General features: G+C 65.7%; 21 protein-coding genes and 2 tRNA genes. 16 read left to right on the top strand and 7 right to left on the bottom strand.

Going from position 1 to position 25,218, the window contains the following annotated elements:
• Nucleotides 1-36 precede the first annotated feature (36 nt).
• The 3 genes from sugE to rdgC all read right to left on the bottom strand — a co-directional run bounded on the left by sugE (nt 37) and on the right by rdgC (nt 2,440).
• On the bottom strand, nt 37-351 hold the full coding sequence (gene sugE, locus BZL41_RS03205) for a quaternary ammonium compound efflux SMR transporter SugE (RefSeq protein WP_084334905.1): 315 nt from the start codon (nt 349-351) through the stop codon (nt 37-39).
• A 145-nt stretch (nt 352-496) separates the two neighbouring features.
• Nucleotides 497-1,444: a bile acid:sodium symporter family protein gene (locus tag BZL41_RS03200; RefSeq protein WP_095597962.1), complete on the bottom strand. Its 948-nt coding sequence runs from the start codon at nt 1,442-1,444 to the stop codon at nt 497-499.
• A gap of 75 nt (nt 1,445-1,519) precedes the next feature.
• Nucleotides 1,520-2,440: a recombination-associated protein RdgC gene (rdgC, locus tag BZL41_RS03195; protein WP_084334901.1), complete on the bottom strand. Its 921-nt coding sequence runs from the start codon at nt 2,438-2,440 to the stop codon at nt 1,520-1,522.
• A 218-nt stretch (nt 2,441-2,658) separates the two neighbouring features.
• On the opposite strand from rdgC, the gene BZL41_RS03190 reads away from it, so the two are divergent.
• The 7 genes from BZL41_RS03190 (at nt 2,659) to BZL41_RS03160 (ending at nt 5,847) form a co-directional block, all read left to right on the top strand.
• Nucleotides 2,659-2,734, top strand: a tRNA-Val gene (locus BZL41_RS03190).
• Between the two features lie 15 nt (nt 2,735-2,749).
• Nucleotides 2,750-2,826: transfer RNA gene (locus tag BZL41_RS03185), tRNA-Asp, on the top strand.
• A 177-nt stretch (nt 2,827-3,003) separates the two neighbouring features.
• Complete coding sequence (locus BZL41_RS03180) at nt 3,004-3,747, top strand: FKBP-type peptidyl-prolyl cis-trans isomerase (RefSeq protein ID WP_084334899.1); 744 nt, start codon at nt 3,004-3,006, stop codon at nt 3,745-3,747.
• Nucleotides 3,748-4,119: 372 nt separating this feature from the next.
• Nucleotides 4,120-4,548 carry a YkvA family protein gene (locus BZL41_RS03175; protein ID WP_095597961.1) on the top strand — a complete coding sequence of 143 codons (429 nt, stop codon included), beginning with the start codon at nt 4,120-4,122 and terminating at the stop codon, nt 4,546-4,548.
• Nucleotides 4,549-4,696: 148 nt separating this feature from the next.
• Nucleotides 4,697-5,014: a helix-turn-helix domain-containing protein gene (locus tag BZL41_RS03170; protein ID WP_095597960.1), complete on the top strand. Its 318-nt coding sequence runs from the start codon at nt 4,697-4,699 to the stop codon at nt 5,012-5,014.
• Nucleotides 5,011-5,376 (top strand): hypothetical protein, encoded by a 366-nt coding sequence (locus tag BZL41_RS03165; RefSeq protein WP_095597959.1) that lies wholly within the window; start codon nt 5,011-5,013, stop codon nt 5,374-5,376. The genes BZL41_RS03170 and BZL41_RS03165 overlap by 4 nt, the downstream gene beginning before the upstream one ends.
• Nucleotides 5,377-5,847, top strand: a complete 471-nt coding sequence (locus BZL41_RS03160) for a tetratricopeptide repeat protein (RefSeq protein ID WP_095597958.1) — start codon at nt 5,377-5,379, stop codon at nt 5,845-5,847.
• A gap of 12 nt (nt 5,848-5,859) precedes the next feature.
• On the opposite strand, the gene BZL41_RS03155 is transcribed toward BZL41_RS03160, so the two are convergent.
• On the bottom strand, nt 5,860-7,620 hold the full coding sequence (locus BZL41_RS03155) for a bifunctional diguanylate cyclase/phosphodiesterase (protein WP_095597957.1): 1,761 nt from the start codon (nt 7,618-7,620) through the stop codon (nt 5,860-5,862).
• A gap of 123 nt (nt 7,621-7,743) precedes the next feature.
• Entirely contained in the window at nt 7,744-9,828 is a 2,085-nt protein-coding gene (locus tag BZL41_RS03150; protein ID WP_095597956.1) for a carboxy terminal-processing peptidase, read from the bottom strand.
• Nucleotides 9,829-10,092: 264 nt separating this feature from the next.
• Here BZL41_RS03150 and BZL41_RS03145 point away from each other — a divergent pair, with 264 nt between their 5' ends.
• The gene (locus tag BZL41_RS03145) at nt 10,093-11,055 is read left to right on the top strand and encodes an NAD(P)H-quinone oxidoreductase (RefSeq protein ID WP_095597955.1); all 963 of its coding nucleotides are present in this window, start codon (nt 10,093-10,095) and stop codon (nt 11,053-11,055) included.
• A gap of 42 nt (nt 11,056-11,097) precedes the next feature.
• Here BZL41_RS03145 and BZL41_RS03140 read toward each other — a convergent pair whose 3' ends face one another.
• Nucleotides 11,098-12,081 (bottom strand): AraC family transcriptional regulator, encoded by a 984-nt coding sequence (locus BZL41_RS03140; RefSeq protein ID WP_095597954.1) that lies wholly within the window; start codon nt 12,079-12,081, stop codon nt 11,098-11,100.
• A gap of 178 nt (nt 12,082-12,259) precedes the next feature.
• On the opposite strand from BZL41_RS03140, the gene BZL41_RS03135 reads away from it, so the two are divergent.
• The 5 genes from BZL41_RS03135 to BZL41_RS03115 all read left to right on the top strand — a co-directional run bounded on the left by BZL41_RS03135 (nt 12,260) and on the right by BZL41_RS03115 (nt 21,751).
• Nucleotides 12,260-14,245: a TonB-dependent receptor gene (locus BZL41_RS03135; RefSeq protein WP_256578065.1), complete on the top strand. Its 1,986-nt coding sequence runs from the start codon at nt 12,260-12,262 to the stop codon at nt 14,243-14,245.
• The gene (locus BZL41_RS03130) at nt 14,242-15,294 is read left to right on the top strand and encodes a methyltransferase domain-containing protein (RefSeq protein ID WP_095597952.1); all 1,053 of its coding nucleotides are present in this window, start codon (nt 14,242-14,244) and stop codon (nt 15,292-15,294) included. The genes BZL41_RS03135 and BZL41_RS03130 overlap by 4 nt, the downstream gene beginning before the upstream one ends.
• Nucleotides 15,291-16,562, top strand: coding sequence for an MFS transporter (locus BZL41_RS03125; RefSeq protein ID WP_095597951.1), 1,272 nt, complete (start codon nt 15,291-15,293; stop codon nt 16,560-16,562). The genes BZL41_RS03130 and BZL41_RS03125 overlap by 4 nt, the downstream gene beginning before the upstream one ends.
• A gap of 238 nt (nt 16,563-16,800) precedes the next feature.
• A complete protein-coding gene (locus BZL41_RS03120; protein WP_256578064.1) occupies nt 16,801-19,206 on the top strand; it encodes a decarboxylase in 2,406 nt (801 codons plus the stop codon).
• A 25-nt stretch (nt 19,207-19,231) separates the two neighbouring features.
• On the top strand, nt 19,232-21,751 hold the full coding sequence (locus BZL41_RS03115) for an aminotransferase class III-fold pyridoxal phosphate-dependent enzyme (RefSeq protein ID WP_095597949.1): 2,520 nt from the start codon (nt 19,232-19,234) through the stop codon (nt 21,749-21,751).
• Between the two features lie 195 nt (nt 21,752-21,946).
• On the opposite strand, the gene BZL41_RS03110 is transcribed toward BZL41_RS03115, so the two are convergent.
• Nucleotides 21,947-22,873 (bottom strand): cyclopropane-fatty-acyl-phospholipid synthase family protein, encoded by a 927-nt coding sequence (locus BZL41_RS03110; protein ID WP_095597948.1) that lies wholly within the window; start codon nt 22,871-22,873, stop codon nt 21,947-21,949.
• Between the two features lie 289 nt (nt 22,874-23,162).
• Between BZL41_RS03110 and moeB the strand changes: the two genes are divergently transcribed.
• From moeB to BZL41_RS03095, 3 genes are read left to right on the top strand one after another with little or no spacing between them, the layout of a single operon-like run.
• A complete protein-coding gene (gene moeB, locus BZL41_RS03105; protein ID WP_095597947.1) occupies nt 23,163-24,335 on the top strand; it encodes a molybdopterin-synthase adenylyltransferase MoeB in 1,173 nt (390 codons plus the stop codon).
• Between the two features lie 38 nt (nt 24,336-24,373).
• Nucleotides 24,374-24,805, top strand: coding sequence for a Mov34/MPN/PAD-1 family protein (locus BZL41_RS03100; RefSeq protein ID WP_095597946.1), 432 nt, complete (start codon nt 24,374-24,376; stop codon nt 24,803-24,805).
• Nucleotides 24,806-24,861: 56 nt separating this feature from the next.
• Entirely contained in the window at nt 24,862-25,134 is a 273-nt protein-coding gene (locus BZL41_RS03095; RefSeq protein WP_095597945.1) for a MoaD/ThiS family protein, read from the top strand.
• Nucleotides 25,135-25,218 lie beyond the last annotated feature (84 nt).

Here is a 25,218-nt window from a genome sequence, read left to right as displayed (position 1 = left end):
CTCCTACAGGGTTACGTGCCGCCGATGGCATTCCACTCAATGGCTCAGCTTGAGCCCCACAAGGCCGCAGGCGATCAGCGCCACGCTGGCCAATCGGAGTGGGGCCAGCGACTCGCCGAACAGGATCACACCGGCAATCACGGTGCCTACCGCGCCGATGCCGGTCCAGATCGCATAGGCGGTACCCAGGGGCAGTTCCTTCATGGCCAGGCCGAGCAGGCCCAGGCTTGCCAGGATGGCGCCGACGGTGAGCAGGGTGGGAAGGGGACGGCTGAAACCGTCGGTGTATTTCAGGCCGACGGCCCAGCCGACCTCGAACAGACCGGCGAAAAACAGAATGAACCAGGACATGGATGACCTCCTCGGGTAACGGTCATGGAGGAGGGGCCGTCCCCGGGTGGTCACGTCAGGCGTGGTGAGGTCGTCCTCACATGCCGTCATTCTGCACGGGATCGACACCGGGGCAAGCAACCCCGGATCGACGGAACTACCTGAATCATTTCGAGATTTTTTCGGAATCCTGACCTGTCCGACGATAGACGGTCGCCAGCAGGGCGCCGGAGAGGTTGTGCCAGACGCTGAACAGCGCGCTGGGCACCGCCGCCAGTGGCGAGAAGTGCGCACTGGCGAGGGCGGCGCCCAGGCCGGAGTTCTGCATGCCGACCTCGATGGACAGCGTCTTGCGCTGCGCCAGCGGCAGGCCGAAGACGCGACCGATCAGGTAGCCCAGGGCAAGCCCAAGGCCGTTGTGCAGCACCACCACGGCCATGATCAGTAGCCCGGATTCGGCGATCTTCGCCTGGCTGGCCGCCACCACGGCGGCGACGATGATCACGATGCTGACCACCGAAACCAGCGGCAGCACGTCCACCACGTGATGCACCCGTTTCCCGAGCAGGCGTTGGGCGATCAGGCCGAGGACGATGGGCAGCAGCACGATCTGCAGGATGGACATGAACAGGGCGCCGAACTTCACCGGCAACCAGGCTGAGGCCAGCAGCCAGATCAGCGCCGGGGTCGCCAGCGGCGCGAGCAGGGTCGTGACGGCGGTGATCGATACCGACAACGCCACGTCGCCGCGGGAGAACCAGGTGATGACGTTGGATGCGGTGCCGCCTGGGCAGCAACCGACCAGGATCACGCCGACGGCGATTTCCGGCGGCAACCCGAGCACCTGGCAGAGCAGCCAGGCGAGCCCCGGCATGATCAGGAACTGCGCGGCGACTCCGAGCAGCACCCACAGCGGACGGCGCACCACCTCGCGGAAGTCCTCGGTCTTCAGGGTCAGACCCATGCCGAACATGATCAGCCCCAGCAGCGGCACGATCCAGGCGGTGGCCGGCAGGAACCAGTTTGGCTGGAAAAACGCCAGCACGGCGAACAACAGCACCCAGAGGGCGAAGGTATTGCCGACGAAGCGGCTGAAAGCAGTGAGCGCACGCATGGGCCGATCCTTGTCGTCAGGCGATCAGGCTGGTGGTACGCGGGGTGGCTGGCGACCGCGTACCGCCAGATTCCATCAGATACCTTGAGGAATTTCCTCGCCACCCAGGGCTTCGAACAGCGCCGGGAGGAATTCGGAGAAGGTCAGCATCATCAAGGTGAAGCTGGCGTCCAGTTGGCCGAGGGCATCGTCGCCACCGTCCTGCTCGGCCTGGTCCTGCAGCAGGTCTTCGAAGCGCAGGCGCTTGATCGCCAGCTTGTCGTCCAGCACGAAGGACAGCTTGTCCTGCCAGGCCAGGGACAGCTGGGTGACCAGCTTGCCGGTGCTCAGGTGCAGCTGGATTTCCTCGCTGGTCAGGTCCTGGCGCTTGCAGCGCACCACACCGCCGTCTTCATGAGTGTCGCGCAGCTCGCATTCGTCGAGAACGAAGAAGCCTTCCGCGGCCTGTTGCGACTTCACCCAGTCGGTGAGCGTGGCGGTGGGGGCGACCTTGACGCTGAGCGGACGCACCGGCAGCGAGCCGATGGCTTCGCGCAGGGTGGAGAGCAGGTCTTCGGCGCGCTTCGGGCTGGCGGAGTCGACCAGGATCAGGCCCAGCTTGGGGGCGATCGCGGCGAAGGTCGCCGAGCGGCGGATGAAGGCGCGCGGCAGGAAGGTCTGGATAATCTCATCCTTGAGCTGGTCGCGCTCCTTCTTATAGACCTTGCGCATCTGCTCGGCTTCGATCTCGTCGACCTTCTCCTTCAGGGCATCGCGCACCACGCTGCCGGGCAGGATGCGTTCTTCCTTGCGCGCGGCGATCAGCAGGAAGTCCTGGCTGACGTGCACCAGCGGTGCGTCTTCGCCCTTGCCGAACGGCGCCATGAAACCATAGGTGGTCAGTTCCTGGCTGGCGCAGGGGCGGGCTGGCTTGGCGGCCAGTTGCGCTTCCAGCGCTTCGGCATCGAAGGGGATGTCCTGGGTGAGACGGTAGACGAGCAGGTTGCGGAACCACATGAGGGGGGAACTCTCCATTACGCAAAGCGAAAGCGCGCATTATTCTCCCCCCGACGCTCCAGGCCAACCCTGGGCGAAGCGGCGAGCGCAATTAATCGAGTGCCGCCCGGCAAATGGAAGGGTCTCTCTAACTCTTTGGAAGTTTTGAAAATTTTTTTCATCGGGGGCTTGCCAAGGCCGGAATGCCTCTCTAGAATGCGCACCACTTCGAGAGCGAAGGGTGGTTAGCTCAGCTGGGAGAGCATCTGCCTTACAAGCAGAGGGTCGGCGGTTCGATCCCGTCACCACCCACCAATCTCGGGGTTACGCGCAGCGGTAGTTCAGTCGGTTAGAATACCGGCCTGTCACGCCGGGGGTCGCGGGTTCGAGTCCCGTCCGCTGCGCCACTTTTTCCCTCCTCGCTTTCCCCTCCTGTGACACCTCGCTTCATTTCGTAAAATTCCTTTTGAACACCTGAACTTATCGTGGTTTTCCCGTTCGTATCCCCGTAGCCAGTCATGATGGCGGCCTGCTAAGCTCGCCCTTTCACTCGACTGCCTCTGGCGCACGAACAAGGAAACAGCATGAGACAACATCGGTTGGCCGCAGCGATGGCCCTGGTAGGCCTGGTTCTCGCGGGCTGCGATTCGCAGACCAGCGTTGAACTGAAGACTCCGGCCCAGAAAGCCTCCTACGGCATCGGCCTGAACATGGGCAAGAGCCTGGCCCAGGAAGGCATGGACGACCTCGATTCGAAAGCGGTCGCCCAAGGCATCGAAGATGCCATCGGCAAGAAAGAGCAGCGCCTGAAGGACGAAGAGCTGATGGAAGCCTTCGCCTTCCTGCAGAAGCGTGCCGAAGAGCGCATGGCGGCGATCAGCGACGAGAACGCCAAGAAGGGCAAGCAGTTCCTGGAAGAGAACGGTAAGCGCGAAGGCGTGACCACCACCGCTTCCGGCCTTCAGTACGAAGTGCTGAAGAAGACCGACGGCGCCCAGCCCAAGCCCACTGACGTGGTCACCGTGCACTACCAGGGCAGCTTGGTGGACGGCAGCGTCTTCGACAGCTCCATCGAGCGTGGCAGCCCCATCGACCTGCCGGTCAACGGCGTGATCCCCGGTTGGGTGGAAGGCCTGCAGCTGATGCATGTCGGCGAGAAGTACAAGCTGTTCATCCCCAGCGAACTGGCCTACGGTGCGCAGAGCCCGTCGCCGATGATCCCGGCGAATTCGGTGCTGGTATTCGAACTGGAGCTCCTTGGCATCAAGGGCCAGGGCCAGGGCGAGGCACCTGAGCAGACCGAGCCGGCCGAGCAGCCTCAGCAGTAAGGTTTACCCCGTTTCACACAGCGCCCCGTTTTGACGGGGCGTTGTCGTTTCCGGGCCTTGCTAAAGACGAACCCGGCGGCTGACCGGCGAGTCTCTATTTATATGTCGCTGCGTTCCGATGTTACGGTTATTCACATTGACGGCGGTTTTTATTTCTGATCTTCAAGGTGGCCGAACGTAAGTTTGGGATGATTTTTAAGTTGCTGTTTTTATTAGATTTTTCTGGCTGGATAAATTTTATCCGATCCGTGGCCAAGCCCCGTGAACCGGGCCTTTGGTAAGCTGCTCACAGATATGTTCACAAGGTTATCCACAGCTTTGGTGGATAACCGGGACGAGCCCGCCAAGCTCGCGGGCTGTGGAGGAGGAAGGGTGAAAGCACCGTGGAATTTTGCGCGTTACCTGCCCGTGGCCGAGCGTTTGTTGGTGCGGGGGCGCTTGCCGAAGTTGTTGCTCGCGGTGGCAAAAAAGGGTGGCCGCGAAGGGCGCCGCCTGGGCGGCGTCAAGGATGATCTGCGTCTGTTGCAGGCACTGTGCCTCGCCTGGTGGCGCGGCGAGTACCGGGCCATTGGCTCCCAGGCACTGGTGGCTTCGGTGGCGGCGCTGGCGTATTTCCTCTCGCCGATGGATGCGATTCCGGACTGGCTCCTGGCAATCGGCCTGATTGACGACCTGGCGGTCCTGGCCTGGGTCTTGCGTACCTGGCGGAGCGAACTGGATGCGTTCCGGGCCTGGCATTTCGCCCAGCCGGCGGAACGGGTCGCACCGCCCTTGCTGCCGGCACCGGGCCCTCAGGAGTAACGAGCGAAGCGCATTCCATCGTATCCACGGGGCCGTCGGGAAAATGCGTGCCGCTCCGGGCGCCCTTCGTCCGGCATGGCCTGTTAAGATGACGCCCTGCACGGAAAGTGCCGAGGTTGCGAGCACTTCTTTTTCCATGGAGAGCGTGATGAGTGTGCAAGTGATCATGCGTGACGGCGAGGCGGAGTACGCCGTCCTGCCCTGGTCCGAGTATCAGGCTTTGTTGAAGGCCGCCGGACGAAACGGGCAGGTCTCTCCGGATGAGTCAGCGGAACCTACCGGCCTGGAGCGTCTCGCGGCGTTGCGCGAAGCCCGGGGGATGACCGTCCAACAGCTGGCTCAGGCGGTCGGCGTCAGCCCCCACTATCTGGATCTGATCGAGAAAGGCGAGCGCCAGCCCGACATGGCCATCCGCCGTGCCTTGGCGCGGGCGCTGGGTATAGCAGGCTGGGAGTCCCCGTCTTGAGTGTGCGTATCAGTCGCCTGCATTGGCAGGCGCTTCTCAACGAACTGGACGATGCGCGCCGCCAGCGCCATCTGCTCACCTACCGCGCCCTGATCGAGCGCCTGCAGTTGCCGCCGCCGGCCATGCAGACACTCACTGCCGCGCTGGAACATCTGGCCGTACTGGATGCGCGTGCCGAGCGGCCGTTGCGCAGCTCGCTGGTGATCAGCCAGGGGGCGAGCCGCCTGCCGCGTACCGGCTTCTTCGATTGTGTGGCGCGCATCGGGCGCTTCTCCGGCCCGTCGGATGGCGTGGCGGCGGCGTCCTGGCATGCGGCCGAAGTGGCACGTGTATTTGAATTCGACTACCCCGAGGAACCCTGAATGCTCTGGTGGCGCTTGCGCGCACGCTTGGGCTACATGATGGCCCGTCGCCTGTTTCACTGGCGGAAGCTGATGGAGCAGCCGCGCGTCTGGCGTTGGATGGAAGGCCAGTTCGCGCGCATGGCCAACCTGGGGCATGTCCCGGCCCAGAGTTTCTACGGGCACCTGCTGCTGTTCCGTGGTCAGGGGCTAGGCGCAAGGGACGAGGGGCTGCGCCTGCTGCGACTGGCGGCCCAGGCAGGAGACGCCAAGTCGGCCTACCAGCTCGGCGTCGCAAGCCTCAACGGCGATGCACGCAAAGCCCCGGATGGCGTGGAAGCTGCACGCTGGTGGACCCTCGCCGCCGAGGCCGGACATCCGCTGGCGGCACGCAAGCTCGCCGATCTCTACCGCGTCGGTGGCCACGGTTTGGCAGCCGATCCGCTCAAAGCCGAGCAGTTGAGCCAGCGCGCCAGCCGGCTCGGGCTCTGATGCCGTAGCCGTTCACCCCGCCCACTGTTGCGTATCGATGATGTGCAGGCTGTAGCCGGGCACCGTCTTGGCTTGGCGCTTGGCTTCCGAGGCCAGGCTGGCCAGTTGGCTGGCGTCGAGGTTGGCGGAGGCTGCGGAACGAAGCTGCACCACGCCCAGGGATAGCGACAGCAGCGGAAACTCCTCGCGTACGCCCAGGCGGTTATGGCTGACGAAACAGCCCGCCTGCAAGTGATCGGCACGATAGAAGCGCCGGCACTGTCCCTGGAAATCCTCCAAGAGCTGATTGAGGCGCGGACGCCAGTCCTCCGAGCCGAGTACCAGCATGAAGTCGTCGCCGCCGATATGACCGACGAAATCCCGCGTCGGATCGACCCGCTCGCTCAGGCATTGCGCCAGGCAGAGCAGCACTTCGTCGCCCTTGGCATAACCGTAGAGATCGTTGAAAGGCTTGAAGCTGTCGATATCCACATAGCAGACCACCGCTTCGCGGCCTTGCTGGAGCAAGCGTTGCAGGCATTGCTGAATGGGTACGTTGCCCGGCAGCAGGGTCAACGGGTTGGCGTGCCGGGCCTGTTGGATCTTCAGTTCGGTGATCAGCTTGAGCACGTCGATGACCCGGCCCAGGCCCTGGTAGCGGCCATCGAGGGTGATGATGAAGTCTTCCTCGATGCGCTGGCGGGCGCGGCTGGTGAGTAGGCGGCTGACCTGCTGGAGCGACTGGCCCATTTCCACGGCAAGAAAGTCCTCGCTCATCAGCCGGCTGATCGGCTTGCGCGCGTACAGCTCGGTGGCGAAGGGCTTGAGTAGCGCATCCGACAGCGAATGGCGATGCACGATGCCGACCGGCTGGCGGTGGGCGTCGAGGATCGCCAGGGAGTTCAGGTTCGGCTGGCTGCGGAAGGCATCCAGCACGTCGCCCACTAGGGCGTTGTCGGCCATGGCCGGCTGATCGATGAGCAGCGCGGAGAGATCGGTACCTTCTTCGGCCAGCGAAGCTACCGAGGCATCCAGGCGTGGCAGCAGGCCGCGGGCATCCCGTGGCGGTTGGTCCTGGGGACGGCCGAGCAGGTAGCCCTGCACCAGGTCGACCCCCATCTCGGCGAGCACGGCCAGTTCTTCCGGCAGTTCGATGCCCTCGGCGATGACCTGGGCGCGGGAGGCCTTGGCCATCTGCAGGATGGAACCGACGAGTTCGCGCTTCACCGCGTCCTGGTGGATACCGTCGATGAAGTGGCGGTCGATCTTCACGTAGTCGGGGCGCAGTTCGGACCACAGGCGCAGGCTGGAGTAGCCGGCGCCCAGGTCGTCGAGGGCGATGGAAAAGCCCATGGCGCGGTAGTGATGCAGGGCGGTGTCGAGCAGGCCGAAATCTTCGGTGGGGGTTTGTTCGGTCAGCTCGATCACCACCTGGCTCGGTGGGATGCCGAAGGCTTCCAGCAGTTGCAGGGTGCGGCCGGGCTGGTGGGAAGGATCGAGCAGCGATTCCGGGGATACGTTGAGGAACAGGCTGCCGTTCAGCTTGAGTTCGTGGAAGCGTGTGCAGGCGCGACGCCGGCATGCGATTTCCAGTTCGTTGAGACGGCCGGCATGACGGGCCACGGCGAACAGGGTGACGGGGGAGTGCAACGAACTGTTGGACGGGCCGCGGGTGAGGGCCTCATAGCCCAGGATGCGTCGCTCGGATAGCGACACGATGGGTTGGAACAGGCTGTTCAGGTCGCCGTGAGCGAGGATCTGGGCCAGTGCGCTCAACTGCTCGGTGACGGTCATGGCAGGTCTCGTAGGCCGGATGGCAAAAGGCCGGCATTGGTGCCGGCCTCTGCATTTCACGACAAACTCGTGACCCTTTTATGACGGTTGCTCACCGTGTGCCCGCTGTCCGGGCGCCGGTTTTCAGTGCTTGGCCACCGCGGCGCTGAGGCCCAGGTAGTCCAGCAGGATGCGACCGCTCTCGGAGAGATAAGCGTCGTCTTCCGGCTTGGTCTTCTCATCGTCCAGCGGCAGCGCTTCCTCGTCTTCCTGTTTCAGCTCCTTCAGCGGTTCTTCGCCCTTGGCCTTGCGCCGGGCATTCTCGATGGCCAGTTGCTTGGCCTCGATGTCCGTTTGCTGGGTGCGGCGCTTGCTTTCGTTGAGGCTGACGGTGGTTTCCTGCATCAGCTGCTGGGCCAGGGCCAGGCGCTTGCGAGTGAAGACGAAGTCGGGATCGTTCGCCGTGCGGGCGTCGTGGCGGGCCTTGAGCTCGGTCAGGAATGGCTTGAACGGGTCCATTTCCGGGCGGATCGCCGGGCGGATGCTGTCCCAGGGCATGGCCTCGGGGAGGGCGCTTTCGCCGATTTCCTTGGTGTCCACCACGTCCGGGTAGGTGATGTCGGGAATCACGCCCTGGTGCTGGGTGCTCTGCCCGGATACGCGGTAGAACTTGGCCAGGGTCAGCTTCAACTCGCCGTGGTTGAGCGGCTGGATGGTTTGCACCGTGCCCTTGCCGAAAGTCTGTCCACCGAGGATCAGGGCGCGATGGTAGTCCTGCATGGCACCGGCGAAGATTTCCGAGGCGGAGGCCGACAGGCGGTTGACCAGCACGGCCAGCGGCCCGGTGTAGAAGGCACCAGTGTTTTCGTCGGCGAGCACGTCGACGCGGCCGTCGCTGTTGCGCACCAGCACGGTCGGGCCCTGCTCGATGAACAGGCTGGTCAGCTCGGTGGCTTCCTGCAGGGAGCCGCCGCCGTTGTTGCGCAGGTCGATGACGATACCGTCGACCTTTTCCTTCTGCAGTTCGGTGATCAGGCGTTTGACGTCGCGGGTGGTGCTCTTGTAGTCCGGGTTGCCGGCGCGGAAGGCCTTGAAGTCCAGGTAGAAGGCCGGCACGTCGATGACGCCCAGCTTGTACTCGCGACCGTCATGCTCCAGCTTGAGCACGGACTTCTTCGCTGCCTGCTCCTCCAGCTTCACCGCTTCGCGGGTGATGGACACCACCTTGCTGGTTGGGTCGTTCGGCGCGTTGCTCGCCGGGATCACCTCCAGGCGTACCACCGAGCCTTTCGGGCCGCGGATCAGCTTGACTACTTCGTCCAGGCGCCAGCCGATCACGTCGACCATTTCGCCGTTGCCCTGGGCAACGCCGATGATCTTGTCGGCAGGGGCGATCTGCTTGCTCTTCTCGGCCGGGCCGGCCGGCACCAGGCGGACCACCTTGACGTGCTCGTTGTCGCTTTGCAGCACCGCGCCGATGCCTTCCAGCGACAGGCTCATGTTGATGTCGAAGTTTTCCGCGTTGTCCGGCGACAGGTAGTTGGTGTGCGGGTCGTAGGACTGGGCGAAGGCGTTGATGTAGCTCTGGAAGATGTCTTCGCCGCGGGTTTGATCCAGACGCGCGCGCTGGTTCTTGTAGCGCTTGGTCAGCACTTCCTGGATGTTCTTCGAGTCCTTGCCGGCAATCTTCATGCGCAGCACTTCGTCTTTCACGCGCTTGCGCCAGAGATCGTCCAGCTCGGCCTTGTCCTTCGCCCAGGGGGCGTCCTTGCGGTCGACCAGGAGCGTTTCGTCGACGCTGAAGTCGAAGCTGTCGACGCCCTTGTCGAGCAGGGCGAGCGCATAGTCGAGGCGCTCCTTGAGGCGATCGAGGTGGCGCTTGTAGATGGTGAAGCCCGGTTCGAGGTTGCCGCTCTTGAGGAAGTCGTCGAACTGGGTCCGCCATTTGTCGAACTCGGCGATGTCGGCGGCGGTGAAGTAGCTGCGCGACGGATCAAGCATCTTCAGGTAGCCCTGGTAGATCTTTTCCGAACGCTCGTCGTTCAGCGGCGGCTTGTTGTAGTGATGGCGCTTGAGCAGCTCCACCACGTTGAGACTGGCGATCACCTGCTCGCGGTCGGGCTGCAACGCATCCCAGCCATCGGGGCCGGCGGTGGTCTTGGCGAACAGCGGCATGGCGCTGAAGCCAAGGATGAAGGCAAGGGCGGTGCTGGGCAGGAGGCGTTTCATACTGATTCGACGTGCGGGCAAGTGATGACGCATATTAGGCCGTCTATAAGGGCGCCCGGTTCCGTCTGGAACGAGGCGGCATAACGCGAAAGCCCGACTTGGCGGGCTGTGCGAAGGCGTGCGGGGCAAGGGTGGGACGAAGCTGAGAACCGGCGGGAAAGCGGAGTTTGCGAGCCTGGTTCGACGCCGCGTCACGCGTGCAGTCCGTCATGGTTCACACAGTCTGTTAGCGCTGGGCTGGTCAGAACTCACTATGGAGGCAGCGTGAAGGCATTGCAAGGTGTGGAAGGACGCTTGGAGTGGATGGATCGACCGGTTCCGCTCTGCGATGTGGGCCAGGTCCGCATCAAGGTAGCCGCCGCCGGGCTGAATCGGGCCGATCTGTTGCAGAAGGCGGGGCTCTACCCGCCGCCGCCGGGGGTGAGCGACACCCTTGGCCTGGAGTGTGCCGGAGTGATCGCCGAAGTGGGGCCGGGCAGCGCCTGGCAAGTCGGCGACCGGGTCTGTGCGCTGCTCGCCGGCGGCGGCATGGCCGAGGACGTGGTGGTCGATGCACGTCATGTGCTGCCGGTACCGGAGCGTCTGTCGCTGGCCGAAGCGGCGGCGCTGCCGGAGGTCTATGCCACGGCCTGGCTCAACCTGTTCCGCCTCGGCACGCTGCAACCGGGCGAAAAGGTCCTGCTGCATGCCGGTGCCAGCGGTGTGGGGTCGGCGGCCATCCAGTTGTGCAAGGCGTTCGGCAATCCCTGCTGGGTCAGCGTCGGGTCGGCCGAGCGGCTGGCCTACTGCGAGTCCCTGGGTGCCCAGGGGGGCGCATTACGCGGCGAGAACCTCGACGATCTGCGCGATTTCGGCCCGTTCGACATGATCCTCGACCCGGTCGGCGGCAACTACGCGGCCCTTAACCTGGACCTGCTGGCCCGCGACGGCCGCTGGGTGAACATCGGCCTGATGGGTGGGCGCAAGGCGGAGCTGGACCTGGCCTTGTTGCTCGGCAAGCGCGTCCAGTTGATCGGTTCGACCCTGCGCAACCGCGACGATCAATACAAGGCCGAGCTGATCGGCGAGCTGCGCCGCAACGTCTGGCCGTTGTTCGATGAGGGCCGCCTGCAGCCGCGGTTGGAGAAGCGCTTCCCGGCGAAGGACGCGGATGCCGCCTTCGAAGCCCTGGCGAGCAACCGTATCGCCGGTAAAGTGGTGCTGGTGCTGGACGAAACCCTCGCCTGACTTGCGGCTTCCCCTCTCCCACAGGCGAGAGAGGGGCTTCGCCTAAACGCTGCTCGTCTCCCGCCGCCGTTTGCCGAACACGGATTTCGGCGCCTTGCCGAAGAAAGCGGAAAACGCCGCGCTGAAGTTGTTCGGGTAGCGATAGCCCACCTGATAGGCCGCCTGGGCCACTTGGCAGCCGCTTTCCAGCAGGGCATAGGCCTTGCGCATGCGCAGCTCGTGAAGCATGCGGTGCGGCGTGGTGTTGAAACGGTAGTGGAAGCCCTCCTTGAGCTTGAATTCGTTCAGCCCCACCGCCGCGCACAAGTAGGGGATGGTCAGCGGCTGGTCCATCTTCTCGATCATCAGGTCGCGGGCACGCTCCAGTTTCTCCACGTCGCGGGGGCTGAACTGCAGCGCCTCCGGTGCCGGCGGGCTGAGCAGGTGGAGCTGCTCGGCGAGCAGGCTGAGGGCATGGATGTGCATATCCAGCGGGGCCGCGCTCTGCGGGTCGCTGAGGTAGCGGGTCAGCGCGCCGGCATGGGCGTTGCTGGCGCCGGACGACTTGCGGAACGCCAACTGGCGTATGTTGCCGCTGCCCAGCAGGCCGTCGGACCGCTCCGTACCCACGTACTTGCGCAAGGTGTTTTCGCCCACCAGCAGGCGCAGTTGGGAGACCGTCGCACCGGCATCGTAACAGCGCTCGCCGTGGCTGCTCTGGAAGGTGGTGACGGTGGTGTAGCCCGCGCGGAAGCACAGCGCATCGCCGTTGCAGCCCTTGTAGCCGGAATGCCCTTGCAGACCGAAGGTGATGACCAGCATGGGGCGGCCATGGGGGTTGATGGTTTCTTCGATCAGGTCGTGGGTGGGGTGATAGCGCGAGCGCACCACCATCAGGTCGTTATCCAGGGCGAAACGTTCCGAATAGCACTCGCCCAACTCTTCCGGAAGCTGGTGACGCTCCCAGCCGGAGGTTTCCCGGCGGGTAACGCGCGCCTGGGTCATCGCTAACCGGTATGGCTGGGAAATCCTTTGAAAAGCAGCCATGAGGTGTCCTTCTCCAGTTTCGATACGGGAAAATCCTGAAATCATACAAATCTAGATGATACGCATTCTTATTTATCTCTAAGATTCCGGTGACGTCAATAGCACGAACTTTGTGACAGATGCCGTGTTTGTGAGTGCTTCTGTGACTCCGTTTGCTTTTGTTTTGCTCGGGGGAGAGATGAGTAAAAGTGTCCGCATGGGGCTCGGCCTGCTGGGGGGCTTGCTGATGCCGGCGGTGGGGATGGCCGAAACGCAGCAGGAGCTGCCGGCCATGACCGTGACCGCCAACAAGATCGAACAGCGCCAGGAGGAAGTGCCGGCCAGCCTCTCGGTGTTGCAGGGCGAGGATCTGCGCGATGCCGGGGTGGAAGACTTGGAAGCCCTGGCCCGGCGCACGCCGAGTTTCGGTTTCCAGCCGTTCGGCCAGTCCGGCACCAACGTGCCGGTGGTGCGCGGACTGACCTCCAGCGCTACGGCTTTTTCATCGTCGATGCTGATGCTGGTGGATGGCGTGCCGACCCTGATGGGGCAGGGCTTCGACAACGACCTGCTGGGCGTGGAGCGGGTGGAAATCCTTCGCGGCCCGCAATCCACGCTGTACGGACGCAACGCCGAGGCCGGGGTGATGAGCATCCACACCCGCCAGCCCGGCGACGAACCTTACGCTCTGGTCGATGCCACCCTGGGCAGCCGCGACAAGCGCTCGCTGCGTTTCGACCTGAGCCAGGCGCTGGTGGCGGATACCCTATACGCCGGCATCGCCGGGGAGTGGCGCGAGCAGGACGGCTTCATCGACAACGCCTACCGGGGCGGTGACGAGGACGATCGCAAACGCCATAACGGCCGTGCCGTGCTGCGCTGGACGCCGGCTGCGACTACCAGTGCCACGCTGCGCTACAGCCGCCAGGACTACCGCGACGGCGGCTCGCAGTGGGGAGCGGCGGGGGCGGCGCGCCGCGAGCTCCGATCTGGAACCGCGAGCTGGAACCATTCGAGCGGTCGTAGCCTGTCGCTGGACGTGGTCCACGAACTGGATTCCGGCCTGCGCCTGCGCTCGATTACCGCGCGCAACGACTTCTACGACCGCGTCCGCCAGGACACCGACTTCCTCCCCGCCGATGTGCTGCACGTGGAGCGCGACCACCACCTGAGCACGCTGTCGCAGGAATTCCGCCTGGAAGGCGAGTGGGAGCAGAGTCAGTGGCTGCTCGGGTTCTATGCGGATCGCGACGACCATGACCTGGATTTCCGCCAGAAGCTGCCCCTGGGCCTGACCCGCACCCGGGTAGACCTGGGCGGCAATTCCACTGCCCTGTTCGGCCAGTGGACCCTGCCCCTGGCGTCGCGCTGGTCGCTGACCCTGGGCGCCCGTGTCGAGCAGGACAAGGTCAGGCTGTCGCCCCACGACGGCGGCAGCCGCAGCGACGAGTGGCAACGCTTCACACCCAAGCTGGCGGTGCAATACGCCTGGGCCGCCGATGCCCAGCTCTACGCCAGCTACTCCGAAGGTTTTCGCGCCGGTGGCTTCAACGCTTTCGCCGCGTCGGCCGGCTATCCGGGCTACGACCCGGAGCAGGTCGATGCCTATGAGATCGGCCTCAAGGGCTGGGCGGCGGACCGCCGTCTGCGTTACTCGGCCGCGCTCTACTGGATGGACGTCAGCGACATGCAGGTGCAGCAGGTCGTCCAGCCCGGGGTGGTCTACATCACCAACGCCGCCGAGGCGCGTTCCACCGGCCTGGAGCTGGAGGCCGACTACCTGCTCGGCGCCCACTGGCGCGTGCAGGCGTCCCTCGGCCTCAACCGCACGCGCTTCGAACGCTTCCGGGATGGCAGCGCCGACTACCAAGGCAACCGCAATCCCTTCGCCCCCGACCTCACCGGTTACCTGGGCCTGCGCTACGACGCGGCCGAAGGCTGGTACGCCCAGGCCGGGCTGAGCGGGGTGGGGCGCACCTACCTCGATCCGGCCAATCGGTACAGCCGCGGCGGCTACGGCCTGCTCGACCTGAGTGCCGGCTACCGCTTCGACCACTACGGCCTCGCCGTCTACGTGGAAAACGCCACCGACAAGCGCTACGACGCGGTCGGTTACCTCAACGGCATGGCGCGGGTGTACAGCGAACCGCGCGAAATCGGCCTGCGCCTGAGCTACCAGCTATGAACCATCACTCGTCCATGAATGCCCGCCACCCCCTGCAACCCTACTGGGAGATCGCCCTGGCTTCGGTACAGGCCGACGCCCTGCGCGTGGCCCTGGAGTTCCGCTTGTTCAACCTGCTTGCCGAGCCTTTGCCGGCCACGGTGGTGGCCGAGCGCCTGCGCCTGCACCCGGTCAACACGGCGCACCTGCTGGAAATGCTCTGGAGCATGCGCCTGCTGGAGCGCCAGGGAGCCGACGCGGCGCCCGGCGACTGGCGCTACCGTGCCGCCCCGGTGGCCCGACGCTACCTGGACCAGGATTCGGAGCACTACTGCGGCGATGCCTGGAGCTTCCGCCTGCAGGCGCTGCGCCACTTCGGCAGCCAGTTGGGCGAACAGGTCCGCACCGGCGAGGCGAGCACCGCGCCGCGATTGGCCGGGACGGCGGCCAATTGGCAGGCGGCGGCACGCCTGCAGATCGCCCAGGAGCAGCGCGCGGCCACGGCCGAGGCGGCGCTGGCGGTGGTCTCGCGGCTGCCCGAGTTTCCCCGTGCCGAGCGGCTGCTCGACTTGGGCGGGGGGCCCGGCCTGGTCGCCATCGCCCTGACAGAGGCCAATCCGGCGCTGCACGGCGAGGTATTCGATTTCCCGGAAACCATCGGCGTGGCCGAGGAGAACATCGCCCGCGCCGGCCTCGGCGAGCGTCTGCGCGGGCGCGGCGGCGATCTGACCCGTGATGCCCTCGGCGAGGGCTACGACCTGATCTGGTGTTCCTCCGTCCTGCACTTCGTGCCCGATCTCGACCGCGCCCTGGAGAAGATCCACGCCGCACTGCGGCCGGGTGGGGTGTTGGTCTGCGCCCAGGCGGAAATCCCCGACAGCCCGGACGCGGCGCGGGAGGTACTGCCCTACTACCTGTCCATGCGCATGCTCGGCCGCCAGGTGACCCGCGCCGGTGGCCTGTGCCGCGCCCTGGAACGGGCCGGTTTCGGCGGCTTGGAAACCCTGCGCGAGGTGCCGTTCCCGATGACGCCGGTCACCGTCGTGATCGGTCGCCGGAGCCGGCGATGAGTGCGCCCGTCCTGCGCCTGTTCGGGCGCCAGGCAGTGTTCGGCTGGCTGAACTTCGCCCTGGCGGTGCCGAGCATCTATCTGTTGCTTGGGCTGCCGCTGGTGATGCGCCAGCACGGCTGGTCGGGCACCGACATCGGCCTGTTCCAACTGGCCGGGCTGCCGGCCGTGTTCAAGTTCCTCCTGGCCATGCCGGTGGAGCGCTGGCGCTTCGCCGGCGGCCACTACAGGAGCTGGGCATTGCTGTTGTGCCTGCTGCTGGCGGCGATCCTGGCATTGACCGGCCGTCAGGAACTGCTCGGCAACCGCGGCCTGTTCTTCGCCCTGGCGTTGTTAGCCGGGGTGCTGGCGACCTGGGCGGACATCCCGGTCAACGCCCTGGCGATCAAATTGCTGCCGGAAAGCGAACGCATGCGCGCCGGGGCGATCCGCTCGGCGGCGCTGTTCCTGGCCGCCATCGCCGGGGGTGGCCTGATGCTGCTGGTGCACAACCGCTGGGGCTGGCAGGCACCGTTCCTGCTGATGGCGGCTGCCTTGCTGATCGGCGCGGCATTGCTCCCGTTGCTCGGCGAGGCTCCAACTGAGATACGCCCGGTCGTGGCGGAGACGCCCCACGGCGACGGCTGGCGCGGCTATTTCGAGCAGCCCGGCGCGGCGCTCTGGACCTGCCTGCTGCTGTCCTGCTTCCCGTTCATCGGTGCCAGTTGGCTGTACCTCAAGCCCCTGCTGCTCGACCAGGGCATGCCGCCCGACCGCGTCGCCTGGGTGGCCGGGGTTGGCGGCGGGGTGATCGGCGCCCTGGCCAGCGTGGCGAGCGGGAGGCTGATCCGCCTGCTCGGTGTAGCCCGGGCCATGCCGCTGTTCACCGGCTTTGCCCTGGTCGCCTTGGCCAGCCTGACCGGCGTGGTCTGGGCCGGCGCCGGCACGCTCGGGCTGGTGCTCGGCGCGGCTTTGGTGGCGGCGGCCATGGGGGCGATTTCCGCCCTGGTCTTCGGCCTGATGATGTTTTTCACCCGCCAGCAACGCCAGGCCGCCGACTACGGCCTGCAGGCCAGCCTGTTCGTGGTCTCCCGGCTGGCGGTACCGGTGGCCGCCGGGATGCTGCTCGACCGCCTGGGCTACACCGGCATGCTGCTGGGCCTGACCCTGGCGATGCTCGGGGTCTCCGCCCTGGCCCTGGGCGCAGGGCGGACCCTGGCACGGGTGACGGAACGAAACGGGGGCGCGGCGCGGCTGACCGCCATGGAGCAGGGAGGGCGCCGCCCCTGAAGGAGTAATGCGCGTGAGCTGTACAGGCGCGCAGAGGCAGCCGCGGAAGATACCGCGGCAACAGAGCCTGTTCACGATCTCGCGAGCTAGAGCCCTACAAGGCGAAAACAGGCGAGGACGCGGAGTTTACAACTGTAAATGAGCATTCCGAGCCTGTTTTCAACGCAGTAGGGCCGACGCGCAGCCGATCGTGGACTGGATCGAAGAAGCTGTGCAGAGGGAAGGACCTATGAGGGGAATGTTGGGAGTATGTCTGGTCACCCAGACGCAAACGCTGTTCGAAGATGTTGCGTTCGTCGTCGAGCAGTTGAGGAGGGGCCTGGTCCCTGTGTCGACCGAGCCGTGGAACGCGACCGCCTGTATCGAGGAAATGTGCCGGGCGATGGGCGGACGGCCGCGTAGCGAGGAGGTGTTGGAAACCCTGATGGTCCAGGCCGAGAGCTATCTGCAGGAGAACACGGTGGCCAACCGTCAGCCGCTGGAGGTGGAGCTGCTGCACTTCTCCACGCTGGAGGCCGCGCGGGCGCAGTTGACCCGGCATGGCGAGCGCTCGCGGGTGGAGCTGTTCATCGTCGATGCCTGCCGGCAGGAGGAGGCGGACGAAGACCCGTTCGACGATCTGTTCGCCGCTTGCCGGCATGAGGACGAGGGCCCGCGCCTGTCGCCGCATTCGGCGGTGCTGTATTGCTCCCGTCCGGCGCTGTCGGGCTGGATGGCGCGGGCCGGCGGCAACCGCCACCTGCGCGTGCCGCTGGAAGACCGGGCGGCCAGCCGCGCCGATCTGCTGCGGATCGCCGTGGACCACCTCGAACACGTGCACTTCAACCGCATGCTGGCCCGTTCGGTGAGCCATGCGCTGCCGCCGGTGAGCATGGCGACCGAGGTGACGCGCTTCATGGCCGACCGCTGGCAGGACGGCTGGGATTTTCATTCCTATACCGGGTCGATGGTGGCCGGGCTGATCCAGTCCATGCAGCAGACTACCGCAGGCAGCGGCGTGCGTTGCCTGCACGGCTGCAACGAGCACAGTCTGGCGGTCGCGGCGCTGGCTGGCTGGCAGCTTTACGGGCGCGCCTACGTGATCGCGGTGACCTCCGGGATGATCGACGAATTCCGCGGCACCCTGGCCAACCTGAAAAGGGCCGGCGCGCCAGGGCTGATCATCTGCGCGGACAGCCCGGACAACGCCTGGTTCGCCTTCCAGGGCACCCTGGATGCGGACCACGACGGCCGCCAGGTGATCGCTGCCCGGGGCCTGCGCTACGTGTTCATTCGCAAGGTGGATGAGGTGGCGGCCAGGCTGGCGGAAGCCTTCGCCCTGCTCGCCGAACGCGGCGAACCGGTGTTCGTGCTGGCCACCCAGGCGGTGCTGGAATCGCGCCCGCTACAGGCGCTGGACGTTCCGCTGCCACCCACTGGCGAGCGTCCGGGATCGGCGTTGAGCGAGGCGCAGCGCGCCGCTCTGGACGAAGCGCTGCGGCTGATCAATCAGGCGCCGCTGCAGATGCTCTGGCAGTGCGGCAAGCTTTCCGATGCGCAACGCGAACGGGTCTATGCCATTGCCGAGGCGGCCGGCATCGCCCTGACCGACACCATCACCCAGCCGGGCAGCGTCGGGCCGTACCACCAGGGCCGGCCGGTGCCGAACTACCTGGGACCGCTGTCGCTTTACGGCTTCAGCCGGCGCGTCTACCGCTTCCTGCACAGGGACCATGAGGTTGTCGGGCCGGACGAGCAGTGCCTGTTCTTCCTCAAGAGCAAGGTGGATCAGGCCGCTACGCCGTTCTCCGAAGGCAAGCTGAAGCGGCAGGTCCGTGTGGTGCAGGTCAACCACGAGCCACGGCATCTGTCGCCGTTCACCGATCTGGCGCTGGATATTCCGCTGGACCTGTTTCTCGGCCACGTCCAGGCCAACCTGGCGGTGGACCCGGAGGTGCTGGCCTTGCGCCGGGCCCGGCTGGCCAGTGTGCGGGCGATCCCCGAAGCGGTGCCGGTGGACCACATCGCGACGCTGCCGATGACCGCCAACTACTTCTTCCTGCGCCTGGGCGATCTGGTGCGCGAGCTGATCGAGCGCCACGACTACCGCTACACCGGCATCTATGACGTCGGCCGCTGCGGCATTTCCGCGCTGCGCAACGTGCCGCGCACCGGGCCGGGGTTCTCCGGCTGGTACGGCCGGGCACTGATGGGCGACGGGCTGATGGCGCTGCCCTACATCGCCATCACCACCGAGGGCAACGTACTGGCCTTCATCGGTGACGGCGCGCGGGCGCTGGTACCGGATATCGAGACCCGTCTGGCCGCTGGCCTGGCCCAGGATCCGCGCGGGGCGACGAAGAACGTCACGCTGTTTTACCTGACCAACGGCGTCCTCTCGATGATCCAGACCTACCTGGACAAGCGCTACGCGCACAACGGCGCGCGCCAGGTGGCGGTGACCGTGCCGGCACCGGCGCCGGCCGTGGAGCGGGTCGGGCCGATCAATGTGAAGCGCAGCCGGGTGGTGCAGTTCGACCCGGACTTCCTGCGCAGTGCCCTGACCGCTCCCGGCCAGCTCAACATCATCGATGTGACCCTCGCCCACAACTCCGACGGAGATGGCCTCAGCCTAGTCTCCGAAACCGCCTGGAACCGCCAGTGACACTGGCCACAAGGACTTTCGAACCATGAAATTCGGATTCATCGCGCACCCCACGTCGGTTGCGCTCAAGCGTCACGTGAAACTCCTCGACCTGCTCGACCGCAACATCGCCGAGCAGGACCGCGGCTACAGCCATGACCTCTGGCAATGGCGCAACCTGGTGCCCTTCGCCGACTTTGGTCGCATCGTCAGCGCGCGCGGTGCGGTCTGCGAGGGCATCGTCCACTACATGCCGCTGACCGCCGAGGAAATGCTCGCCCAGCCGCGCGCCATCGCCCGGCGGGTGATCGAAGGGGTGGACAGCCTGAAGGAGCAGGGTGCCCAACTGGTCGGCCTCGGCGGCTTCACCGCCATCGTCGGCAACCGTGGCCTGCAAACCCTGGAACGCACCGGCGTGCCGGTCACCACCGGCAACTCGCTGACTGCCTATGCGGCCTACCGCAACGTGCTGGAAGCCATGGAGCGCCTGGAGGTGAACCCGGTGGACACCGAGGTGGCGGTGGTCGGCTACCCCGGTTCCATCGCCCTGGCCATCGCCAAGTTGCTCGGCCATGACGGTTGCCGTCTGTGCCTGATCCACCGCGGCGGCGAGGAGCAGGCGCGCCAGGGACTGGAGTACCTGCCGGAAGACCTGCGTGGCCGCGTGCGGCTAAGCAACGACATGCAGAGCTGCTACGACAGCGTGCGCTTCTACGTCGCCGCCACCTCCAGCGGCGGCGTCATCGATCCGTACCGCCTGGCGCCGGGCTCTGTGGTGGTGGACGCGGCGTTGCCGCGCGACGTGATGCCCTACCGGCAGGACCGCAGCGACATCCTGATCGTCGACGGCGGGCTGGTCTCGGCCGGTTCTTCGCTGCGCTTCGGTGGCGAGAGCATGGGTCTGTCGCCGAAGAAGTTCCTCAACGGCTGCCTGGCGGAAACCCTGGTGCTGGGCCTGGAAGGGCGCGCCGAACCGTTCTCCATCGGTCGTGAGCTGCCGGAAGACAAGGTGCTGGAGATCGGTCGCCTGGCCGAAGGCCACGGGCTGCTGCCGACGCCGATGGCCTCCTACGGCGAACGTCTGACCCAGTCGGACTTCGACGGGCTGCGGCGTTTCCATCACCCGCGCAGCCAGCCGTTGACCCTGGAGGAGAAGCCGCAACTGCGCAGCGAGGCGCTGCGTTGCTTTGGCGAGCACATCAACCCGATCCTTCGCGAGTTCTACGCCTTCAACCATATCGAACGGGTGTTCAGCCATGGTCGCGGCTGCTGGCTGACCGACCTGGACGGCAGCCGCTACCTCGATTTCGTCGCCGGCTACGGCTGCTTAAACACCGGTCACAACCACCCGCAGGTCAATGCCGCCCTGCAGCGTTACCTGCAACAGGAGCACCCGACCTTCGTCCAGTACGTCTCGGTGCCGCTGCAGACCAGCCTGCTGGCGCAGCGCCTGAGCGAGCTGGCACCGGGCAACCTGGGCCGGGTGTTCTTCAGCAACTCGGGCACCGAGGCGGTGGAGGCGGCGCTGAAGCTGGCCATCGCCGCCATGGACCGCTCGCGTGTTTCGCGGGTGCTGTATTGCGACAACGGCTACCACGGCAAGACCCTCGGCGCGCTCTCCGTCACCGGGCGCGACAAGCACCGGCAGCCGTTCAAGCCGCTGCTGCCGCGCTGCGACTCGATCCCCTTCGGCGACGTGGACGCACTGGAAAAAGCGCTGCTGGAAGGCGACGTCGGCGCCTTCATCCTGGAGCCCATCCAGGGCGAGGGTGGGGTGGTGGTGCCGCCGGCGGGCTACCTGAAGCGCGTCCGCGAGCTGTGCAGCGACCACGACTGCATCCTCATCCTCGACGAGATCCAGACCGGCCTGGGCCGCACCGGCAAGCTGTTCGCCTGTGAGTGGGAGGGCGTCGATCCGGACATCCTGGTGCTGTCCAAGTCCCTCTCCGGCGGTGCCGTGCCCATCGGTGCGACGCTATCGCGGGCGGACCTCTGGGACCGTGCCTACGGCAATATCGACAGCTTCGCCCTGCACACCTCCACCTTCGGCGGCGGCAACCTGGCGGCGGCCTCGGCCCTGGCGACCCTGGACGTGATCGCCGCCGAGGACCTGCCAGGCAATGCGTCGCGGGTCGGCGGCATGCTCAAGGAGGCACTCAGCGAGGCGGTGGCCGGCTACCCGTTCATTCGTGAGGTACGCGGGCGCGGGCTGATGATCGCCATCGAGTTCCAGAACAGCTTCGGCGGCGGGGTGGAGGCTTTCGTCCGCGAGTTCGCCAGCCGCATGCCGGGCAACGCGGCGGGCACCTACCGGATGATGTCGGGCAAGGCCAAGCGGCTGATCCGCGAAGCCATCGAGGAGCTGGAAAAGAACTTCGAGGAGATGTTCGTGCTGCGCTTCGTGACCAAGCTGTCGAAGGAGCACGGCATCCTCACCTTCGTCACCGCCAACAACAACCGGGTCATGCGCATCCAGCCGCCGCTGGTACTCAGCGAGCAGGAGGCGCAGCGCTTCGTCGATGCCTTCGCGGCGGTGTGCAAGGACATGTCGACGTTCCTGGAGTAAGCGTGAGGGGCGGGTTCGTTCATCCGGCGATGCGCTGCCGGGCGAACGAATTCGCCCCCTGCCAGGAGCCGTAGCCCGGATAAGCCTTGGCGCAATCCGGGGATCATGCCCCCGATTGCACGGCGTTTATCCGGGCTACGTTGGACAGCGTTCGTACATCCGTAAGGACGAATTCACTCGCCCGCAATTGCCCACTCACGCAGGCTTGCTCGCCACCACGGTGGGGAACAGGCGGGCGCGGTCGTCGAGGAAGCGGATGTCGGTGAAGCCGGCCTCTTCGAGTTGGACGCGAGTCTGGGTGTGGGTGCGGAAGGCGCTCCACTTGGCTTCGATGATCCGCATGAACACCAATTGCTGGAAGGCCAGCGCCTCCGGGTCGATTTCCGCCATGTTCCAGGGGGACTCCGGGGACAGCACCGGTGGCGGCGTGAGGAAGCTGGTCACCAGGGTGCCGCCTGGCTTCAGGGCATCGAAGAAGGTGCGGTAAAGCGCGACGATCCGCGTGTCGTCCGGCTCGTAGACGTTCAGGCCGTTGCTCGCCAGCACGTCGACTTCTTCTTTCAGCGTCAGGGCCCAGGCGTCTTCGCGATGCAGCGTCAGGCGGTCGGCCAGGCCGCGCTCTTCCGCCAGTTGCCGAGCGCCGTCCAGGGCCTGCTGGTCCAGGTCGATGCCGATCAGGCGCACATCGGGGCCGTGCTCCAGCAACAGCAATTCGCCCATCAGCCCGCAGGGAACCGATGCCATGACCGCACCCGGGTGGAGCAGGGCCTGTAACTGGCTGCGGAAAATACCGAAGCGCTCGCGCGTCGCCAGGGCGGACGGTGCCTGCTCGAACAGCCAGCGCTCCATAGGCGAGGCGGCCCGGCTGCCGGGGCTGTAGGTCACCACACGGTGTGTCCAGTAGGCGTTGAGACCGCGATGTTCGAGGAGGAAGCGGCCCAGCTCGATCCCGGCCAGTTCGTCCAGTATCTGCAGTTGGCGTTCGACCGTCGCGCTGGGGTGGTCGCCGGCAGCGCGCAGGCGCATGCCGATCGCCTGTAGCCGTTCGTCGAAGGCGGCGGATGCGCCTGTTCCGTGGGAGATCAGCTTGTCGTGCGTCGGGGACGTGTTCGGAGCGTTCATCGGAGGCCATCCATACCGTTGAAGGGGAAATGTCTGGCGGCAGTGTGACTGGGTGGGCAAATCCAAGGCGTGAAGTCGGCCGAAATATTCGCCCTCGGCGGACCATCGATTGCCGGACGGTCGCAGGCCAAAGGCCAGCTTTTTCACGGTATTCCGCCCCGTGGAGGAGGGCTCTCCGCTCTGCATATGAATCGGTCCCGACGGCATACGAATTACGCCGGGCCATCAATTGATCGGGCCGGGGCGTTATTCGAGACTCTTTCGCATTCAGACAGTCAGGGACCCGATGATGAAACTTCCACCTTTGGTTGAACCCACCGCGACGTTGAGCAAGGAAGAGGTTGTCCGCTACAGCCGGCACCTGCTGATTCCGGATGTGGGCGTGGATGGCCAGCGCCGCCTCAAGAGCGCCAGGGTGCTGGTGATCGGCGCCGGCGGCCTGGGCTCGCCGGCATTGCTCTACCTGGCCGCCGCCGGGGTCGGCACGCTGGGGATCATCGACTTCGACGTGGTCGATGAATCCAACCTGCAGCGCCAGGTGATCCACAAGGTCTCCACCGTCGGCCATCTAAAGGTCGAGAGCGCCGCCGCCGCGATCCGCGAGCTGAACCCCCATGTGAACCTGGAACTGCACACCGACCGCCTCGAGCCGGAAATGGCTGTGCAACTGTTCGCGCAGTACGACCTGATTCTCGACGGTACCGACAACTTCGCCACCCGCTACCTGGTCAACGATGCCTGCGTGCTGGCCGGCAAACCCTATGTGTGGGGCTCGATCTTCCGTTTCGAGGGGCAGGCTTCGGTGTTCTGGGAGGACGCGCCCGGTGGCGTTGGTCTCAACTACCGCGATCTCTATCCCGAGCCGCCGCCGCCGGAACTGGCGCCGTCCTGCTCCGAGGGCGGGGTGCTGGGGATTCTCTGCGCCTCCATCGGTTCGATCATGGCCACCGAGGCGGTGAAGCTGATCACCGGTATCGGTGAACCGCTGCTCGGCCGGCTGATGGTCTACGACGCCCTGGACATGACTTACCGGCAGATCGCCCTGCGCCGCGCCCCGGATCGCAAGCCGATCACCGAGCTGAGCGACTACCAGGTCTTCTGCGGCCTGAATCGGCCTCTCGGTGTGCAAGATTCGGACATCCCCTCGATCAGCGCCGTCGAGCTGAAGGCGCTGCGCGAGCGGGGCGCGCACCACGAGGTGATCGACGTCCGCGAACGCACCGAGTGGGACATCGTGCATATCGATGGCGCCCGGCACATGCCGAAGAGCCCGTCGCTCGCCCGCGAGATCGAGGCGCGCTTCGGCAAGGACACCCCGCTGATCCTGCATTGCAAGAGCGGGCTGCGCTCCAAGGCGGTGCTGCTGGAGCTGCAACGCCTGGGCTTCAGCGACGTGCGCAATCTGGAAGGCGGGATTCTCGCATGGGTCCGCGACGTGGATACGACGCTGCCCAGCTATTGACTCGATCAGGACCACCCGACCACGGGAGTAAGGACGCCATGCTGATCATTCTTTCCGAACTGCTCGACGCCATGCTCGCCCAGGCGCGCGAAGACCACCCGATCGAAACCTGCGGCGTGATCGCCGGGCCGGTCGGCTCCAGGCGGCCGACCCGGATGATTCCGATGCGCAACGTCGCGCAGTCGGAGACCTTCTTCCAGTTCGACCCGCAGGAACAACTGCGGGTCTGGCGGGAAATGGAGGCGCTCGGCGAAGAGCCGTGCGTGATCTACCACTCGCATACCCATTCGGCCGGCTACCCCAGCCGCGACGACATCCGACTGGCCGGCGAACCCCAAGCGCACTACGTGATTCTCTGCACCGCCGAGAACGCCGGTGCGCCGGTGCGCAGCTTCCGCATCGTCGACGGCAAGGCCACCGAGGAAACCATCCAGGCCGTGGCGCAGTACCCCACCGCCCTGGCCGGCTGATCCGGCCCTTTTTCTTCATCCCATCGTTTTTCGCCAACAGGCCCAAGGAGTCAGGCATGCCCGTTTCCGTTTCCATTCCCACCCTGCTGCGTCCGCTGACCCAGGACCAGAAGCGCATCGAGATCGAAGGCTCCACCGTGCGCGAGCTCATCGAGCGCATGGACAGCCAGTATCCCGGCATCAAGGAGCGTCTGCTGGACGGCGGCGAGATGCACCGTTTCGTCAACGTCTACGTGAATGACAACGACATCCGCTTCGCCGACAACCTGGGCACGGCGCTGAAGGATGGCGACAACGTGACCATCCTGCCCGCCGTCGCCGGTGGTTGATCGGCGTCCCGCGCATTCCCTTCCCGTGGCGCCGGTCCTCCCCGGTTTCGCCGGCACGCGGGTTTTTTTCATGGATCGATTCGG

Origin of the sequence: Pseudomonas sp. PIC25, from assembly GCF_002286785.1 — a bacterium.
In the GTDB taxonomy this organism is placed as follows: Bacteria; Pseudomonadota; Gammaproteobacteria; order Pseudomonadales; family Pseudomonadaceae; genus Pseudomonas_M.
This window is presented reverse-complemented; position numbering and strand designations above follow the sequence as displayed.

Excerpts from the sequence above, each read along its gene's own strand:
- BZL41_RS03100 (WP_095597946.1), top strand. The coding sequence starts at position 24,374 with ATGCTGATCATTCTTTCCGAACTGCTCGACGCCATGCTCGCCCAGGCG.
- BZL41_RS03130 (WP_095597952.1), top strand. The coding sequence starts at position 14,242 with ATGAACCATCACTCGTCCATGAATGCCCGCCACCCCCTGCAACCCTAC.
- moeB (WP_095597947.1), top strand. The coding sequence starts at position 23,163 with ATGAAACTTCCACCTTTGGTTGAACCCACCGCGACGTTGAGCAAGGAA.
- BZL41_RS03160 (WP_095597958.1), top strand. The coding sequence starts at position 5,377 with ATGCTCTGGTGGCGCTTGCGCGCACGCTTGGGCTACATGATGGCCCGT.
- BZL41_RS03125 (WP_095597951.1), top strand. The coding sequence starts at position 15,291 with ATGAGTGCGCCCGTCCTGCGCCTGTTCGGGCGCCAGGCAGTGTTCGGC.
- BZL41_RS03155 (WP_095597957.1), bottom strand. The coding sequence starts at position 7,620 with ATGACCGTCACCGAGCAGTTGAGCGCACTGGCCCAGATCCTCGCTCAC.
- BZL41_RS03170 (WP_095597960.1), top strand. The coding sequence starts at position 4,697 with ATGAGTGTGCAAGTGATCATGCGTGACGGCGAGGCGGAGTACGCCGTC.
- BZL41_RS03115 (WP_095597949.1), top strand. The coding sequence starts at position 19,232 with ATGAAATTCGGATTCATCGCGCACCCCACGTCGGTTGCGCTCAAGCGT.
- BZL41_RS03135 (WP_256578065.1), top strand. The coding sequence starts at position 12,260 with ATGAGTAAAAGTGTCCGCATGGGGCTCGGCCTGCTGGGGGGCTTGCTG.
- BZL41_RS03095 (WP_095597945.1), top strand. The coding sequence starts at position 24,862 with ATGCCCGTTTCCGTTTCCATTCCCACCCTGCTGCGTCCGCTGACCCAG.
- rdgC (WP_084334901.1), bottom strand. The coding sequence starts at position 2,440 with ATGTGGTTCCGCAACCTGCTCGTCTACCGTCTCACCCAGGACATCCCC.
- BZL41_RS03110 (WP_095597948.1), bottom strand. The coding sequence starts at position 22,873 with ATGAACGCTCCGAACACGTCCCCGACGCACGACAAGCTGATCTCCCAC.
- BZL41_RS03150 (WP_095597956.1), bottom strand. The coding sequence starts at position 9,828 with ATGAAACGCCTCCTGCCCAGCACCGCCCTTGCCTTCATCCTTGGCTTC.
- sugE (WP_084334905.1), bottom strand. The coding sequence starts at position 351 with ATGTCCTGGTTCATTCTGTTTTTCGCCGGTCTGTTCGAGGTCGGCTGG.
- BZL41_RS03120 (WP_256578064.1), top strand. The coding sequence starts at position 16,801 with ATGTTGGGAGTATGTCTGGTCACCCAGACGCAAACGCTGTTCGAAGAT.
- BZL41_RS03140 (WP_095597954.1), bottom strand. The coding sequence starts at position 12,081 with ATGGCTGCTTTTCAAAGGATTTCCCAGCCATACCGGTTAGCGATGACC.
- BZL41_RS03180 (WP_084334899.1), top strand. The coding sequence starts at position 3,004 with ATGAGACAACATCGGTTGGCCGCAGCGATGGCCCTGGTAGGCCTGGTT.
- BZL41_RS03200 (WP_095597962.1), bottom strand. The coding sequence starts at position 1,444 with ATGCGTGCGCTCACTGCTTTCAGCCGCTTCGTCGGCAATACCTTCGCC.